Consider the following 15,806-nt stretch of genomic DNA (forward strand, 5'->3'; position numbering starts at 1 on the left):
TAAATTGAGGATGAAACAGGTAAAATTACTTATAAAAATGCGTTTGAGAACATTTGAATCATTCTGGCTCGTAAAGAACGGACTCTTGCACAGTTACCCCTCCCTCCAGGAAGATCTGCAGTCGGAGATCATTGTAATCGGCGGAGGCATCACGGGCGCACTGATCAGCCATGCGTTGCTGAAGGAAGGGTATGAAGTAACACTGCTCGATAAAAGGGATATCGGACAGGGAAGCACTGCCGCAACTACCTCCATGCTTCAATACGAGATCGATGTGCCCCTGTACCAGCTGGCAGATCTTATCGGCGAAGCAGCTGCCGTGCGCTGTTACAAGGCAGGCATCCGTGCAATAGATGAGCTGTCCCGGCTTGTTGCTTTAGAAAAGCTCGACTGCGGTTTCAAAGAAAAACAATCTCTTTATTTCGCACACGATGATAAGGCCGCTGAATGGCTCCGGCGTGAATATGAGATCCGCGACCGGCATCAGCTGGGCGTGGAATGGCTTCCTGCAGCCGGGGTTGCGGCGCAATACCAATTACAAACCTCCGGAGGCATACGTTCCGCCAAAGCCGCCAGTATGGACGCCTATAAATTTACACATGAGCTCCTGCAGCGGAACCGGCAAAAGGGGTTGCAGGTCTATGATCAGACTGAAATTGCAGCCATCGATTATCATAAGGACGGGGTGGCGCTGCAACTGGCGAATGGTCATAAAGCTCATTGTAAAAAGATCGTGTTCTGCTCCGGCTATGAAACTGTTTCTTTTTTCCCCGAAAAAACAGCGCGGCTTTTCAGTACGTTTGCCTGTGTGAGCGAAACCGGCATCCGTATTCCGCAAGAGCTGCGGGAAGTATTAATATGGAACACCGAAAAACCTTATATCTACATGCGCACTACGGATGACGGAAGGCTGTTGATCGGCGGGGCGGACAGTCCGTTTAATTCCGGTTCTTTCCGGGAACGGGTCAAGGAGAAAAAAACAGCAGCGTTGCTTAAAAAGCTGGGGAACTTCCTTCCCGGAGTCCGTTTTATTGACGACTTTTCATGGGCCGGTTGTTTTGGTGCTACCAGGGACGGGCTGCCTTTTATAGGTAAGCATGATAAATATCCGAATGCCCTTTTTGTGCTGGGTTTCGGTGGAAATGGTATCACATTCTCAATACAGGGAATGGAGCTGATCCTGAAATTACTGCGGGGTGAGCAGGACCCGCTTCTGGAACTCTATCGCTTCGGACGTTAATATCCGGGATCGCTTCTGTGACCGGATCCCTTTACCGTGCTGCGCCCGATACTTTCGTAATGGAACCCCAGCTCCCTCATTTTTTCCAGTGAGTAAACATTTCTCCCGTCAAAAATAACCGGTGCTTTCAGGCTTCCCCTTATCTTTTCAAAGTCCGGGTTACGGAATTCGCTCCACTCGGTCAGGATCAGCAACGCAGCGGCATCGTTGAGTGCTTCATACTGGCTGGTAGCATAGTTCAGCCGGTCACCGAATTTTTTCCGGATGTTTTCCATCGCTACCGGATCGTATACTTTTACAATAGCTCCCACTTCCAGGAGGGCCTCCAGTATGTCGATGGAGGGTGCATCCCGTATATCATCCGTTTCCGGTTTAAAGGCCAGTCCCCATACAGCAAACCGCTGTCCTGCCAGGTTTCCGTTAAAATACCGGGTCAGTTTATCAATGATCTTTTTCTTCTGAAGCCGGTTCACTTCCAGAACAGAATCGAGCAATTTGAAATTATAAGCATGGTCGCGCGCAGTAAGATTGAGGGCCAGGACATCCTTGGGAAAACAACTTCCGCCGTAGCCGATCCCGGGGAAAAGGAACCGCTTCCCGATCCGCTGGTCACTACCGATCCCTATCCGTACCCAGTCTACATTGGCACCGGTAAGCTCGCACAGGTTGGCGATCTCATTCATAAAAGAGATCTTCATGGCCAGGAATGAATTAGCCGCATACTTGGTCATCTCGGCGCTGCGGGCATCCATAAAATAAACAGGATTCCCCTGCCGTACGAACGGACTGTAAAGGTCGGTCATGATCCGGATGGCCCGGTCCGACTGCGTACCCACCACTACCCGTTCGGGTTTCAGGAAATCATCCACTGCCACTCCTTCCCTCAGAAATTCGGGGTTGGATACCACATCGAACAGCTCCGGTGGTAATTTCTCTGATAGAGCGCCGGTCACCTTCTCTGCAGTACCCACGGGCACGGTGCTTTTGTTGACGATAACCTTATAGGAAGTGATCAGGTCTGCAAGCTGTTCTGCCACATTCAGTACATATTTCAGGTCTGCAGCGCCATCTTCATCTGACGGGGTGGGCAGCGCCAGAAAAACAACCAGGGCCTCTTTTACAGCTGCTGCAAGATCATCAGTGAATGAGATCCGCTGCTCCCTGATATTGCGCGCCAGCAATACTTCCAGGCCGGGTTCATAGATCGGTGTTTCCCCCCGTTGCAGTGCTGCGATCTTTTCCCGGTCCACATCCACACAAACCACCTGGTTGCCGGTTTCGGCAAAACAGGTGCCCGTTACCAATCCTACATATCCTGTACCAATAACCGCGATTTTCATATCAGTTCAATAAGTTTAAAGATAGACGGATGATCACCGCCTGTTCATCAGGCTTTCAACGTACAAACAAATAATTCCGGGTTCTTCTGCTCTGCTTCCTCGATGGCAGCATAGTTCGAAAGCACGTCTGCTTTTCCCTGCCGTATACATACATCATGTTCAAAATGCACCGAGGGTTTCCCATCCTTGGTACGTACGGTCCAGCCATCGCTTTCTGTAAAAACCTCTTTTTTACCAAGATTGATCATTGGTTCTATAGCCAGCACCATGCCATTCTGCAGTTTCATACCGGTGCCTCTTTTTCCATAATTGGGAACCTGCGGGTCCTCGTGCATCTTTTGCCCAAGGCCATGCCCTACCAGCTCCCTTACCACGCCATAGCCATGCGCCTTTTCTGTATAATCCTGAATGGCAAAGCCGATGTCCCCGATCCGGTGGCCCGTGGTGGCTTTTTCAATTCCTTTATACAGCGATTCCTTTGTAACGGCGACCAGTTGCTGTACCTCGGGTGCAGGTTCGCCGATGGCAAAGGTATAGGCATGGTCTCCGTGCCATTTGTCCAGGATAACGCCTACATCAATCGACACGATATCGCCATCCTTTAACTCACTCTCATTAGGAAACCCGTGTACGACCACATCATTTACGGAAATACAGGAATTGAACGGGTACCCGTTATAATTCAGAAAAGAAGGTACCGCATTGTGGTCCCTGATAAACGCTCCGATAATTTCATCCAGACGCAGGGTAGCCACACCCGGTTTCAAAATCCCCGCGATCTCTGTCAGCGTTTTGCTTACCAGTAATGCACTTTTGCGCATCAGTTCTACCTGATCATCTGTTTTAATTTTTACCATATGATTCATTAAAAAAGTCCCGCAACTTGCGTTGCGGGACTGCAAAGTTATTGAATTTCTTATAACGAATTAAATCTGAATCGCCGATGAGCTCTGGCGTCCCTGGATACGGCCGCTTTTCATCAGTCCGTCGTATTGACGCATCATCAGCTGGGTTTCAATTTGCTGCAGTGTATCCAGCACTACCCCAACCATGATCAGCAGTGAAGTACCTCCAAAGAACATGGAGAATCCCTGGGTCATACCAAAAAGTTTCTGGATCACACCGGGTAAAATACCCACAAGCGCCAGCAGTACCGCTCCCGGGAAGGTGATACGGTCCATGATCGTACCGATATAATCGGTGGTAGGCTGACCGGGCTTAACACCGGGGATAAAACCGTTGTTCTGTTTCAGGTTATCAGAGATCTGTTTAGGATTAAAGATAAGCGCTGTATACAAAAACGTAAAGCCGATCACCACTGCTGCATAGATCAGCATGTACCAGCCATTGGTATGATCGGTAAACATCCGGCCCAGGTCTGCATTTTTGCTGCCCATTGTAAACAAAGTGGGAACAAACATGATTGCCTGTGCGAAGATGATGGGCATTACACCGGCACTGTTCACCTTCAGCGGCAGAAACTGCCGGGCGCCGCCAAACTGACGGTTTCCAACGATCTGTTTTGCATAATTCACCGGAACCTTGCGCACGCCCTGTACCAGCAGGATGGAACCCATGATAATGGCAATGAACAAAGCGATCTCGATGATGAATATCAGGATATCACCGGTACGGGTAGAACGGAAGGTCAGCTCCTGTGCAACGGATTGCGGAAGACGGCCGAGGATCCCTACCATGATGATCAGTGAAGTACCATTACCCAATCCCTTATCGGTGATCTTCTCACCCAGCCACATTACGAACAATGTACCTGTAGTAAGCAGGATGATGGTAGTTAATGAAAAATAGAAACTGCCGTATCCGGGCATGATGGCCGGCCCTGAGGTTTGCTGCAGATAGGCCAGGTAGGCAAACGCCTGAACAAAGGTCACCACCACCGTCAGGTAGCGGGTGATCTGGTTGATCTTCTTACGTCCGCTTTCTCCTTCTTTCTGCATTTTTTGAAAGGAAGGGACCAGTACCGTCATCAGCTGCATAAAAATAGATGCGGTGATATAAGGCATTACCCCCAATGCAAAAATAGAGGCCTGCTCAAAAGCGCCTCCTGCAAATGTATTAATCAGATCCAGGATCCCGTTCTGGGCGTTATTCTTCTGAATGGCTTCCAGAGTAACGGGGTTGATACCGGGTAAAGGAATGTACTTTCCTACCCGGTAAATGAAGACAAGCAACAAAGTGAAAAGAATTTTACTCCTCAGCTCATCGATGCTCCATATATTCTTAAGTGTAGTAATTAGTTTTTTCACCTGATTCTTCTTAAATTGTCAATTCTCCAAAATTAAAAGACGCACTACGTGCGTCAAAATTTATTTTTGAGAAATTATTTTAAAATTTCAACGGATCCCTCAGCGCTTTCGATCGCGGCCTTGGCCTTTTCGCTGATGGCGTGAACTTTAAAAGTGAATTTTCCTTTAATTTCTCCGTTACCCAAAACCTTTACTTTATCTGTTTTACCGATAAAGCCCATATTGTAAAGATTTTCAGCAGAAAAATCAGAAATGTTATGTGTTTCAGCCCACTGATCTACCTGGCCGATATTAATGATCTTGTAAACAATCTTATCAGGATTTTTGAACCCTCTTTTTGGTGTACGGCGCTGGATCGGCATCTGGCCACCTTCGTGTCCCAGTTTGCGCTTATAACCCGCGCGGCTTTGTCCACCTTTATTACCTTTTGTTGAAGTACCGCCATAACCGCTTCCTTCACCACGACCAATTCTTTTTTCTTTGTGTACCGCACCTTTTGCAGGCTTTAATTCATGTAATTTCATTGCTTTATTTTTTACTTACGCTCCAAAAGCGGGAGCTCGCTTGTTTTAATAATTCCTGCTAAAAGCAGGTTGGTTATTTTTAAGATGGTGCAAATATAACCCTCTGAACGGAAAATTTATAACTCTTCCACTTTTACCATATGCTCCACTTTACGGATCATACCCAGGATCTGGGGAGTTGCTTCCACTTCCCGGCTGCTGTTGGTTTTATTTAAACCTAATGCCTTTAATGTCAACTTCTGGCGCTCCGGGCGATCGATAGGGCTTTTTACTAAAGTAACTTTTATCTTTTTCATATCAATATGTTTCAGGTTCAAGGTTTCAGGTTTAAAGTTTGGATCAGCACGTTGAACTTTAAACATCAAACTTTAAACTTTTTATCCGTTAAATACTTTCTTTAAACCTAAAGAGCGGGTCTTCGCAATATGAACCGGCTCTCTCAGCATTGCCAACGCTTTAAAGGTAGCTTTAACCACGTTGTGCGGATTGGCAGAACCCAGATTCTTTGCCAGAACGTCTGTAAGCCCTGCAGCTTCCAGAACAGCGCGCATAGAGCCTCCTGCGATTACACCGGTACCGGCAGAAGCAGGTTTCACCATTACTTTAGCAGCACCTTCCTTCGCCCACTGATCGTGAGGAATGGTTCCTTTCATAATGGGAACTTTAATAAGGTTTTTCTTGGCGTCTTCTATTCCTTTTGTAATTGCTTCCTGAACTTCTTTTGCCTTTCCCAGACCATGCCCTACAACACCATTGCCATCTCCTACAACAACCAATGCGGAAAAGCTGAATGCACGGCCCCCTTTAGTTGTTTTTACTACACGATTAATAGCTACCACCTTGTCTTTTAATTCAAGGTCGCCGGCTTTAACATTGTTGAAATTAACTGTTGACATTATTTCTTTTTAGATTGAATAACTTTTTAAAATTGCAAACCACCTTCTCTTGCACCTTCTGCCACTGCTTTTACACGTCCGTGGTACAGATAACCGCCTCTGTCAAAAACCACCGCCTTTACATTCAGATCGGTTGCTTTCCGGGCGATAGCCGCACCTACCAGCTTGCTCTTTTCAGATTTTGTACCGGCCTGAGCTTTGATATCCTTGTCTTTTGTAGAAGCTGCAGCAATGGTTACCCCCTGTGCATCATCAATCAACTGAGCGTAGATGTCGGTATTACTGCGGAATATAGCCAGTCTCGGCTTCTCAGAGGTACCGCTGATTTTCTGACGGATAGAGCGGCGGATACTGGTTCTTCTTTTAACTTTTGCGTTTGACATTGCTTTTTATTTTGCTCCCTGATACTGCCAGGGATAATTTGAAAATTTGAGGGTTTGAATATTTGAGAACGATTAATGACTGAATTTTCAGATTAATACATTTTCAAATCTTCAAATTAGTTATTTACCTGCAGACTTACCTGCTTTCTTACGTACCACTTCTCCTACAAAACGCACCCCTTTTCCTTTGTAGGGCTCAGGTTTGCGCAGGCTACGGATCTTAGCGCATACGGCACCTACCAGTTGCTTGTCGCTTCCGCTGATGGTGATCGTCGGGTTCTGCCCCTTTACAGTTTCTGTTGCCACGCTCAGTTCTTTAGGGATATCAAAAATGATATTGTGCGAATATCCCAGGGAAAGATCCAGTACATTGCCCTGGTTGGTGGCTTTATAACCCACACCTACCAGTTCCATTTTCTTTTCAAATCCGTTGGTAACCCCTTCCACCAGGTTTGCCACCAGGGCGCGGGTCAATCCGTGCAGGGCACGGTGGTGGATCTGATCAGAAGGCCGGGTGATGGTCACTTCATTCTCTTTCACCTCTACTTTAATATCGGGCTTAACCGCCTGTTTCAACTCCCCTTTTTTACCTTTAACGGTAACAACGTTGTCGCTATCCACTGTTACGGTAACACCGGCAGGAACTGTAATTATTTGTTTACCTATACGAGACATAAAAATCAGTTTATTATTTTCTTGTTTATTGTTATCATCGCCAACCGGTCAGCCTGTTAGGTATCGGCTTAATGTATCGGCGACCTTCTTGCATTAATAGATGTGGCAAAGTACTTCACCGCCAACATTCTGAGACCTGGCGTCCTTATCGGTCATCACTCCTTTTGAAGTAGACAGGATAGCGATACCCAAACCATTTTTAACACGACGGATATCCGCAGGTTTTGCATACTGGCGCAGCCCCGGGCGGCTTACCCGCTCCAGGCTTTGGATGGCCGGCTGCTTTGTGTTGGCGTCGTACTTGAGAGCGATTTTAATTACCCCTTGCTTATTATCTTCTTCAAACTTATATTTCAGGATATATCCCTGACTGTATAAGATCTCCGTCATACGTTTCTTTAAATTAGATGCGGGAATATCCACAATGCGATGTCCTGCCATCTGAGCGTTACGTATTCTTGTTAAAAAATCTGCAATTGGATCTGTTACCATTTTTATTTGAATTATATCAGTTCTTAATTTAGTGGGTGGTTTATTTTAAAAGCCCATACCCTGTCTTACGGCTTTGATGCAACCGGGAATTACCAGCTTGCCTTTTTCAATCCGGGGATCTTACCATTCAATGCCATGTCTCTTAAGGCTACCCTTGAGATACCGAAGTAACGCACATAACCTTTAGGACGGCCCGTTAACTGGCAACGGTTTTTCAAACGCACTTTAGAAGAGTTTTTGGGCAGCTTGTCCAAAGCGGCATAATCTCCGGCTTTTTTCAGCTCCTCTCTTTTAGCGGCGTATTGCTCCACCATTTTTTCTCTTTTTTTCTGACGGGCTTTAATTGAAGTTTTTGCCATAATTTATGAATTCTTATTTCAAATAACCGGGAAAATGAAAGAGGATGACCGCTTTACCGGATCCGGCTATTTGTGTTTGCTATTTAAATTATTGTTTCTTTGCGTTTTTGAAAGGCATTCCCAGTTCTTTCAACAGTTCGTACGCTTCTTCATCTGTTTGAGCTGTTGTAACAAAAGTGATATCCATACCGGTGATCTTATTTACCTTATCGATATCGATCTCAGGGAAAATGATCTGCTCTGTAACACCCATGGTATAATTCCCGCGGCCATCAAAGGATTTTTCATTCACCCCTTTAAAGTCACGTACACGTGGCAGTGCTACGGCGATCAGGCGATCCAGGAACTCGTACATTTTTTCACCGCGAAGGGTAACACGCGCACCGATGGGCATGTTCTTACGCAGCTTAAAGTTGGAAATATCTTTTTTAGAGTTGGTAACCACGGCTTTCTGCCCGGTAATGGTGCTCAGTTCTTCTACTGCCACATCTACCAGTTTCTTGTCGGTTACCGCGCCATTTACACCACGGTTGATGCAGATTTTTTCCAGTTTAGGAGCCTGCATTACCGATTTGTAAGCAAACTTCTTCACTAATGCCGGTGCCACTTCTGTTTTATATTTTGTGGCCAACCTGGGGATATATGTTTTAGTACTCATGGTCTATTACTTTATTTGCGATACACAAAAGATTAGATTTTTTCTCCGGATTTTTTAAAGATGCGCTGTGTTTTACCGGCTTCACGTACACGCTTCACTTTAGAAGGTGCTTTGGCTTTCGCGTCCCACAGCATCACATTACTGATATGAATCGGAGCCTCTACTTTTACAATACCACCCTTTGTATTCTGGGCAGAAGGCTTGGTATGTTTGGTTTTTACGTTTACCCCTTCCACCAGCACTTTCTCTTCGTCCACCAACACCTCTTTTACCAAACGGGGTTTATATTCAAACTTACCGCTATCATCTTTACGGGGTTTTGCAGCGCCGCTGATAACAATAACCAAATCGCCTTTTTTAATATTGTACTTGGGTTTAAATCTTTTGCTCATTTTTTTATGCTTAATACAAGAAGCTGAATGCTTAATGTCTTTTATATAATCAGTTTGCTTTTTAGCCTCAATTATAAAACTTCCGGAGCTAATGAAACAATCCTCATGTATCCTTTATCACGAAGCTCACGGGCTACAGGCCCGAAGATACGGGTACCTCTGGGCTCATCAGACGCGTTCAAAATAACAACAGCATTGTCATCAAAACGAATATAAGAACCGTCCTTCCGGCGTAATTTGTTGGTTGTGCGTACGATAACCGCCTTTGCTACCGTTCCTTTTTTAATACCTCCCGCCGGAGTGGCATCCTTTACCGTTACAACGATTTTATCGCCAATTTTTGCGTAACGCTGTCCGCTGTTACCCAGTACGCGGATACAAAGAACCTCTTTTGCTCCACTGTTATCAGCCACGTTCAACCGGCTTTCTTGCTGTATCATTTTATTAAAGATTTGAGATTTGAGATATGAGATTTGTGATCCTCGTTCTTCAAAATCAATTTATAAAAAAATATATTTTTCAAAATTCCAAATACGGCCCCGATAGCCATCGGTGCTATATCCGGTACTATTTTACTTTTTCAATCACCTCAACCAGTCTCCAGCGCTTTAATTTGCTCAAGGGGCGGGTTTCCATAATTTTTACGGTATCACCAATGCTGCACTCATTCTTTTCATCGTGTGCATGAAACTTGGACGTTTTTTTAAGGAACTTACCGTAAATAGGGTGCTTTACTTTCCTTTCAACCGCAACAGTAATGGTCTTTGTCATTTTGTTGCTGGTAACCACGCCTATTCTTGTTTTTCTTAAATTTCTTTCAGACATTTTATTTACCTTTTGGCTTGTACTAAATTGCTATTAAGCGTTCTGAGCTTCGCTGGCTTGTTTATCTTTCAAAAACGTTTCAATCCGGGCGATATCTTTGCGCAGTGCACGGATAGACATCGGATTCTCGAGCGGAGAAATCGCATGTGCGAACTCTAACTTTTTAAGACGTTGTTTGGATTGCTCCAGCTGAACTTTTAAATCCTCAGCGCCTAATCCTTTTATGCTGTCTACAAATTCTTTTTTCTTTGACATCTTAATTTGATTTATTAGTTAGTAACTAAATCCCTACGCATGGTGAACTTAGTCTTGATCGGCAGCTTACCGGATGCTAAAGCCAGCGCCCTGCGTGCCACTTCCTCGCTTACCCCGTCCACTTCAAAAATGATACGCCCGGGTTGTACAACGGCAGCCCAATATTCCAGGTTACCTTTACCTTTACCCATACGAACCTCTGCAGGCTTCTTGGTGATGGGTTTATCCGGGAAGATGCGGATCCATACGTTCCCCTCCCGCTTCATGCTACGGGTAAGGGCCTGACGGGCAGCCTCAATCTGGCGGTCTGTAATCCAGTGAGAATCCTGGGCTTTTAAAGCATAAGAACCAAACGAAATAGTTGTACCTCTTTTCGCGTCGCCTTTCATGCGACCTTTTTGCATTTTCCTGTGCTTTGTTCTCTTCGGTTGTAACATTCTACAATAATTTGAAAATTTGAGAATTTGAAAATTTGAGAATTAAACTGAGCCACGTTCAAATTGACTCATTTTCAAATTTTCAAATTAAATAAATTAATTTCTTTTTTCTCTTCCACCACCGCGGCGATCACCTCTCCGGTCGTCTCTGCGATGTTCTCTTCTTTCACCACCACCTACATTCTTATCGTTACCCGAAATAAAGTTCGGGTTCAGGTCACGCTTGGCCAGTACCTCTCCTTTACAGATCCATACCTTGATACCGATCTTTCCGTAAACGGTCTGAGCAAATACGTTGGCATAATCAATATCCATCCGGAACGTATGCAGGGGCACACGGCCTTGTTTGAACTCTTCGCTCCGCGCAATTTCAGCTCCACCCAAACGACCGCTCAGTTTCACTTTGATCCCTTCAGCACCCATACGCAACGCAGAAGCAATGGCCATTTTGGTAGCACGCTTAAAGTTGATACGGTTTTCGATCTGACGGGCAATAGTATCCCCAACGATCATCGCATCTGTTTCAGGACGGCGGATCTCCAGGATATTGATCTGCACATCATCGTTCTGCGTCAGCTTCTTCAGCTCTTCTTTGATGCGGTCAACCTCACCACCACCTTTACCAATAATGATTCCTGGCTTGGAGGTATGAATAGTAATAATTAATTTACCTAAGGTTCTTTCGATAACAATTTTAGAGATCCCTCCCTTATTGATACGGGCATTCAGGTAGGTTCTGATTTTATTGTCTTCGATTAACTTAGAAGCAAAATCTTTTTTGCTTCCATACCAGTTAGATTCCCATCCGCGGATGATGCCTAACCTGTTACCAATTGGATTTGCTTTTTGACCCATATTTATTGGTTATGCTTTTTTAGATTCTTTAGTTGACTTTTTAGCAGCAGCTTTTTTCTTAGCCGGAGCTTTTGCACTTACTTCCTTCACTTCTTCAACAGGAGCAGCTTTTTCTGCAGCAGCTGCTTTCTTTGCGGCTTTCTTATCGGTTGTACCGGCTACATCCACCACCAGCGTTACATGGTTGCTGCGTTTGCGAACACGGTAGCCACGACCTTGCGGAGCAGGACGCATGCGTTTTAATGTTCTGCCACCATCCACGAAAATGGTTTTTACCACCAGACCGGATTCGTCTTCCCCTTCATTGGCCTGTTTCCAGTTTACAATGGCGCTTAATACCAGTTTGCGCAACGGTACTGCGGGGTGTTTGGGATTGTGCTCCAGTTCGGCCAATACCAAATCCACTCTTTGGCCACGAATCAAATCAGCCAACAACCTCATTTTACGAGGAGAAGTCGGATAATTTCTAAGTTTTGCTACTGCTTCCATTATAATTAATTTCTTAACGTATGCGTTCTTTTTATAATTTATTTCTTATCGCCCGCGTGTCCTTTAAAGTTGCGGGTTGGTGCAAACTCACCCAGTTTATGCCCTACCATAAACTCAGTAACATATACAGGAATGAATTTATTACCATTATGTACTGCAAAAGTGTGGCCTACAAAATCGGGTGTAATGGTAGAGCGACGGCTCCAGGTTTTGATTACAGCCTTTTTTCCTTTTCCTTCATTAATAGCCAGCACTTTCTTTTCCAAGTGGGTTGCTACATAAGGACCTTTTTTTATCGAACGAGCCATATTTATTTTTTAAATTCTAAATTTCAAAATTCTAAATGTCAAATTATTTAGCCAGTTTGCTACCGTTCTTACGCTGGATAATGAGTTTATCGCTTGCTTTACCAACGGTTCTTGTTTTTTCACCTTTGGCGTATTTACCGGTACGGCTGCGCGGGTGACCACCGGAAGCTCTACCTTCACCACCTCCCATCGGGTGATCAACAGGGTTCATTGCCACACCACGGTTTCTCGGGCGGATGCCTCTCCATCTGTTTCTACCGGCCTTACCCATGCTTTGCAGGCTGTGATCGCTGTTGCTTACCACACCCACCGTTGCAAAACAGTTGATCAGTACTTTTCTCAGCTCACCGGAAGGCATTTTCAATACCGCGTATTTTTCTTCCTTGTTGGTCAGCTGAGCAGAAGCACCGGCACTACGGGAGATCTTACCGCCCTGTCCGGGGTTCAGTTCAATATTGTGTACGTTGGTACCCAACGGCATGTTCTTTAACTGCAGTGCATTACCGATCTCAGGAGCCACCGCGTTTCCGCTGATCACTTCTGTTCCAACTGCCAGGCCCTGAGGGGCAAGGATGTAACGCTTTTCACCATCAGCATATTCCAGCAGCGCGATAAAGGCCGTGCGGTTCGGATCGTATTCAATGCTGGCTACTTTTGCAACCACATCATGTTTGTCTCTTTTAAAATCTACAACACGATATTTCTTCTTATGACCACCACCGCGGTAGCGCATGGTTAAACGACCGGAAGAGTTCCGTCCGCCGGTGCTCTTCTTGGTTTCCACCAGGCTCTTTTCAGGCTGGTTTGTAGTCACCTCAGAAAATGAATTTCCGATTCTCCAACGCGTACCGGCAGTTACCGGTTTAAACTTTCTTACTGACATCTTTTTAAAAATTTCAAATTCCAAAAGTCAAATCTCGATCCCAGATCTTCTGCTATTTGCTTTTTGTTATTTGGCTCTTGTTATTTTTATTAATTCCAACACTTCGCGGCGGTTGATTGCCTTTCTTTTTTTGTTAATCGTTCATTATTCATTCATGAACTTAGATATTCGCATACAGGTCGATCTCCTCGCCTTCTGCCACGGTTACATATGCTTTTTTGTAACCGGATTTGCGGCCCTGGATAAAACCGGCTTTTGTATAGCGGGTCTTGTTCTTTGCAGGTGCAACAACTGTATTGACGCTGGTAACGGTAACACCGTAAAAAGTTTCAATTGCTTTTTTTATTTCCAGCTTGTTTGATTTTTTTGCCACCTTAAATGCATAGCGACGCAGTTTTTCCTGCTGTGCGTTTGCCTTTTCGGTTAAAATCGGTTTGATTAATATTTCAGATGGTTTCATGACCAGATCTTTTTTCGGGGTTAAACTCTTAAGCTTCTACAGCCTCTAAATCTTCAGAAAATATTTTTGCAGCACCTTCAGAAAGTACCAGTACTTCCGAGTTCACAATATCATAGGTATTGATATCGCTCAGCGGCAATGCCAGCACAGAAGGCACATTACGCAGGGACAGTTCAACATTGTCATTAGGCTCGGCCAGGATGAACATGGATTTCTTTTCGCTCACATTCCATTTGCCCAGGGCAGCGGTCAGTGTTTTTGTTTTGGGCGCATCCAGGTTGATGTCCTCCACCACTACAATGGCATTGGCCTTTGCTTTATAGGAAAGCGCAGAGATCTTTGCCAGGTCCTTTACTTTCTTATTCAGTTTGAAACTGTAGTCGCGGGGCTTGGGTCCGAAGATGGTACCACCACCTTTGTACAGCGGGTTACGGATATTACCTTTACGGCTTCCTCCGGTTCCTTTTTGTTTGTGCAGTTTACGGCTGGCACCCTGTACTTCAGCACGGGTCTTTACTTTATGGGTACCCTGACGCTGTGCGGCCAGGTATTGTTTTACCGCCAGATAAATTACATGATCATTGGGTTCTGCACCAAAAATATCATCAGGCAATTCAACAGAACGGCCAGTGCCTTTACCTTCTATATTTAAAACTTCAATTTGCATTTTCTATGATTTTATGTGTTACAGTAAACCGGATCTTATTTTTGAATGAAAACTATAGAACCGATATGGCCCGGTACTGAACCGCTCACCAGGATGTAATTTTTTTCCGGGAAGATCTTCACCACTTTCAACCCTTTCAGTTTTACGCGGTCGCCACCCATGCGGCCTGCCATGCGCATACCTTTCATTACACGGCTGGCATCAGAGGAGTTACCCAAAGAACCGGGAGCACGCTGACGATCGTGCTGACCGTGCGACTGCTCTCCTACCCCGTGGAAACCATGACGTTTTACAACACCCTGGAAACCTTTACCTTTTGTAGTACCTACTACATCTACTTTTTCACCTTCTTCGAAGATGTCAACAGTAATGGTATCACCAAGATTCTTTTCTAAGGAATAATCTCTGAACTCTTTTGAGAATTTTTTTGCGGAAGTGTTAGCTTTGGCGAAGTGGTTTTTCTCTGGTTGTGAAACGCGATTTTCTTTTTTATCGCCGAAAGAGATCTGAAGCGCATTGTAACCGTCTGATTCTGATGTTTTTACCTGCGTTACAACACATGGACCTGCCTCAATGATCGTGCAGGCTGTTTGTTTACCTGAGGGATCATAGATACTGGTCATTCCCAATTTTTTCCCAATAATACCTTTCATTGTTATGTAGTTTTACGCCCTGCAGGATTATTGGGACTTCCGGCAATATGCCGGAATCGATCCCCGTTTGCTACCGACCTTTTCCGTTGTTTTCCGCTTTAGCGGAATTGGGAAGTACCGGTAGTAAACAAACCCTGAATGGCTTGTTTTTATGTTTTACTTCGTTTAATTTCTTAAGAAGCTGGATTTCAGAGCTCTTTTCTTCCCGCTTGCGGAAATTGAGAGGTGAAAAATAATTTTAAAAAAGAACTGACGCCACAGGCTTGATGCCGGCCGGGACTTAGGCCTTGATCTCTACTTCCACACCGCTTGGCAGATCCAGCTTGGAAAGCGCATCCACAGTACGGGAAGAAGAAGTATAAATATCCAATAATCTCTTGTGCGTTGCCAGCTGAAACTGCTCACGGCTCTTTTTGTTCACGTGAGGAGAACGAAGAACCGTAAAGATTTTACGGTGAGTGGGCAAAGGAATGGGCCCCGTAACAACTGCACCAGTGCTGCGCACTGTTTTTACGATTTTCTCTGCTGATTTATCAACCAGGTTGTGATCGTAAGACTGTAATTTAATTCTGATTCTCTGTGACATTGGATAAATCCCAATTTTATTTGGGAGTGCAAATGTACAGTCTCCTTTTGAAATAAACTAATTTTTGGCGATTAATTTCCGGAATTACAGAAAAATAACCGGCAAATTACCAACCGGGGCCGGGATATCGGCTTTTAACGGCCATCCGCTCCTCACTTCCGA

General features: G+C 45.0%; 25 protein-coding genes. 1 reads left to right on the forward strand and 24 read right to left on the reverse strand.

The genetic code is table 11. The features are described 5' to 3' along the window. The first annotated feature begins 37 nt into the window (after positions 1–37). Entirely contained in the window at positions 38–1,240 is a 1,203-nt protein-coding gene (locus K7B07_RS03015; protein WP_223707320.1) for an NAD(P)/FAD-dependent oxidoreductase, read from the forward strand. Here the strand turns inward: K7B07_RS03015 and K7B07_RS03020 are convergent. From K7B07_RS03020 to rpsJ, 24 genes are all read right to left on the reverse strand, one after another. Then, positions 1,237–2,580, reverse strand: coding sequence for a UDP-glucose dehydrogenase family protein (locus K7B07_RS03020; protein WP_223707321.1), 1,344 nt, complete (start codon positions 2,578–2,580; stop codon positions 1,237–1,239). The genes K7B07_RS03015 and K7B07_RS03020 overlap by 4 nt on opposite strands. A 47-nt stretch (positions 2,581–2,627) precedes the next feature. Beyond that, positions 2,628–3,437, reverse strand: a complete 810-nt coding sequence (gene map / locus K7B07_RS03025) for a type I methionyl aminopeptidase (protein WP_223707322.1) — start codon at positions 3,435–3,437, stop codon at positions 2,628–2,630. A 69-nt stretch (positions 3,438–3,506) separates the two neighbouring features. Further along, entirely contained in the window at positions 3,507–4,847 is a 1,341-nt protein-coding gene (gene secY, locus K7B07_RS03030; protein ID WP_223707324.1) for a preprotein translocase subunit SecY, read from the reverse strand. Between the two features lie 74 nt (positions 4,848–4,921). Further along, the gene (rplO, locus tag K7B07_RS03035) at positions 4,922–5,371 is read right to left on the reverse strand and encodes a 50S ribosomal protein L15 (RefSeq protein ID WP_223707326.1); all 450 of its coding nucleotides are present in this window, start codon (positions 5,369–5,371) and stop codon (positions 4,922–4,924) included. Positions 5,372–5,487: 116 nt separating this feature from the next. Beyond that, positions 5,488–5,667 carry a 50S ribosomal protein L30 gene (gene rpmD, locus K7B07_RS03040; RefSeq protein WP_223707328.1) on the reverse strand — a complete coding sequence of 60 codons (180 nt, stop codon included), beginning with the start codon at positions 5,665–5,667 and terminating at the stop codon, positions 5,488–5,490. Positions 5,668–5,748: 81 nt separating this feature from the next. Then, positions 5,749–6,267, reverse strand: a complete 519-nt coding sequence (rpsE, locus tag K7B07_RS03045) for a 30S ribosomal protein S5 (protein WP_223707330.1) — start codon at positions 6,265–6,267, stop codon at positions 5,749–5,751. A 26-nt stretch (positions 6,268–6,293) separates the two neighbouring features. Then, entirely contained in the window at positions 6,294–6,650 is a 357-nt protein-coding gene (gene rplR, locus K7B07_RS03050; protein WP_223707332.1) for a 50S ribosomal protein L18, read from the reverse strand. Between the two features lie 120 nt (positions 6,651–6,770). Further along, positions 6,771–7,325, reverse strand: coding sequence for a 50S ribosomal protein L6 (rplF, locus tag K7B07_RS03055; RefSeq protein ID WP_223707334.1), 555 nt, complete (start codon positions 7,323–7,325; stop codon positions 6,771–6,773). 93 nt (positions 7,326–7,418) lie between these two features. Beyond that, positions 7,419–7,817 carry a 30S ribosomal protein S8 gene (rpsH, locus tag K7B07_RS03060; protein WP_223707336.1) on the reverse strand — a complete coding sequence of 133 codons (399 nt, stop codon included), beginning with the start codon at positions 7,815–7,817 and terminating at the stop codon, positions 7,419–7,421. A gap of 89 nt (positions 7,818–7,906) precedes the next feature. Continuing rightward, on the reverse strand, positions 7,907–8,176 hold the full coding sequence (gene rpsN, locus K7B07_RS03065; protein WP_223707338.1) for a 30S ribosomal protein S14: 270 nt from the start codon (positions 8,174–8,176) through the stop codon (positions 7,907–7,909). An 88-nt stretch (positions 8,177–8,264) separates the two neighbouring features. Then, positions 8,265–8,834 (reverse strand): 50S ribosomal protein L5, encoded by a 570-nt coding sequence (gene rplE / locus K7B07_RS03070; protein ID WP_262903493.1) that lies wholly within the window; start codon positions 8,832–8,834, stop codon positions 8,265–8,267. A gap of 32 nt (positions 8,835–8,866) precedes the next feature. Beyond that, positions 8,867–9,226 carry a 50S ribosomal protein L24 gene (rplX, locus tag K7B07_RS03075; protein WP_223707340.1) on the reverse strand — a complete coding sequence of 120 codons (360 nt, stop codon included), beginning with the start codon at positions 9,224–9,226 and terminating at the stop codon, positions 8,867–8,869. A 71-nt stretch (positions 9,227–9,297) separates the two neighbouring features. Beyond that, positions 9,298–9,666, reverse strand: a complete 369-nt coding sequence (gene rplN / locus K7B07_RS03080) for a 50S ribosomal protein L14 (protein WP_223707341.1) — start codon at positions 9,664–9,666, stop codon at positions 9,298–9,300. A gap of 127 nt (positions 9,667–9,793) precedes the next feature. Then, entirely contained in the window at positions 9,794–10,051 is a 258-nt protein-coding gene (gene rpsQ / locus K7B07_RS03085; RefSeq protein WP_223707343.1) for a 30S ribosomal protein S17, read from the reverse strand. Positions 10,052–10,084: 33 nt separating this feature from the next. Then, positions 10,085–10,306, reverse strand: coding sequence for a 50S ribosomal protein L29 (gene rpmC / locus K7B07_RS03090; RefSeq protein WP_223707345.1), 222 nt, complete (start codon positions 10,304–10,306; stop codon positions 10,085–10,087). Positions 10,307–10,320: 14 nt separating this feature from the next. After that, the gene (rplP, locus tag K7B07_RS03095) at positions 10,321–10,743 is read right to left on the reverse strand and encodes a 50S ribosomal protein L16 (RefSeq protein ID WP_223707347.1); all 423 of its coding nucleotides are present in this window, start codon (positions 10,741–10,743) and stop codon (positions 10,321–10,323) included. A gap of 96 nt (positions 10,744–10,839) precedes the next feature. Beyond that, on the reverse strand, positions 10,840–11,598 hold the full coding sequence (gene rpsC / locus K7B07_RS03100) for a 30S ribosomal protein S3 (RefSeq protein ID WP_223707349.1): 759 nt from the start codon (positions 11,596–11,598) through the stop codon (positions 10,840–10,842). A 9-nt stretch (positions 11,599–11,607) separates the two neighbouring features. After that, positions 11,608–12,087 carry a 50S ribosomal protein L22 gene (gene rplV, locus K7B07_RS03105; protein ID WP_223707351.1) on the reverse strand — a complete coding sequence of 160 codons (480 nt, stop codon included), beginning with the start codon at positions 12,085–12,087 and terminating at the stop codon, positions 11,608–11,610. Positions 12,088–12,125: 38 nt separating this feature from the next. Further along, positions 12,126–12,395, reverse strand: a complete 270-nt coding sequence (gene rpsS / locus K7B07_RS03110; RefSeq protein ID WP_018630051.1) for a 30S ribosomal protein S19 — start codon at positions 12,393–12,395, stop codon at positions 12,126–12,128. Positions 12,396–12,438: 43 nt separating this feature from the next. Beyond that, positions 12,439–13,278 (reverse strand): 50S ribosomal protein L2, encoded by an 840-nt coding sequence (gene rplB, locus K7B07_RS03115; protein ID WP_223707353.1) that lies wholly within the window; start codon positions 13,276–13,278, stop codon positions 12,439–12,441. Between the two features lie 160 nt (positions 13,279–13,438). Next, positions 13,439–13,738 (reverse strand): 50S ribosomal protein L23, encoded by a 300-nt coding sequence (rplW, locus tag K7B07_RS03120; RefSeq protein WP_090388148.1) that lies wholly within the window; start codon positions 13,736–13,738, stop codon positions 13,439–13,441. Positions 13,739–13,766: 28 nt separating this feature from the next. After that, the gene (gene rplD, locus K7B07_RS03125) at positions 13,767–14,405 is read right to left on the reverse strand and encodes a 50S ribosomal protein L4 (RefSeq protein ID WP_223707355.1); all 639 of its coding nucleotides are present in this window, start codon (positions 14,403–14,405) and stop codon (positions 13,767–13,769) included. Between the two features lie 35 nt (positions 14,406–14,440). Next, a complete protein-coding gene (gene rplC / locus K7B07_RS03130) occupies positions 14,441–15,058 on the reverse strand; it encodes a 50S ribosomal protein L3 (RefSeq protein ID WP_223707357.1) in 618 nt (205 codons plus the stop codon). Positions 15,059–15,338: 280 nt separating this feature from the next. Then, positions 15,339–15,644: a 30S ribosomal protein S10 gene (rpsJ, locus tag K7B07_RS03135; RefSeq protein ID WP_008584585.1), complete on the reverse strand. Its 306-nt coding sequence runs from the start codon at positions 15,642–15,644 to the stop codon at positions 15,339–15,341. Positions 15,645–15,806: the final 162 nt, after the last annotated feature.

The sequence above is a fragment of the Niabella beijingensis genome (genome assembly GCF_020034665.1).
GTDB classification, from domain to species: domain Bacteria; phylum Bacteroidota; class Bacteroidia; order Chitinophagales; family Chitinophagaceae; genus Niabella; species Niabella beijingensis.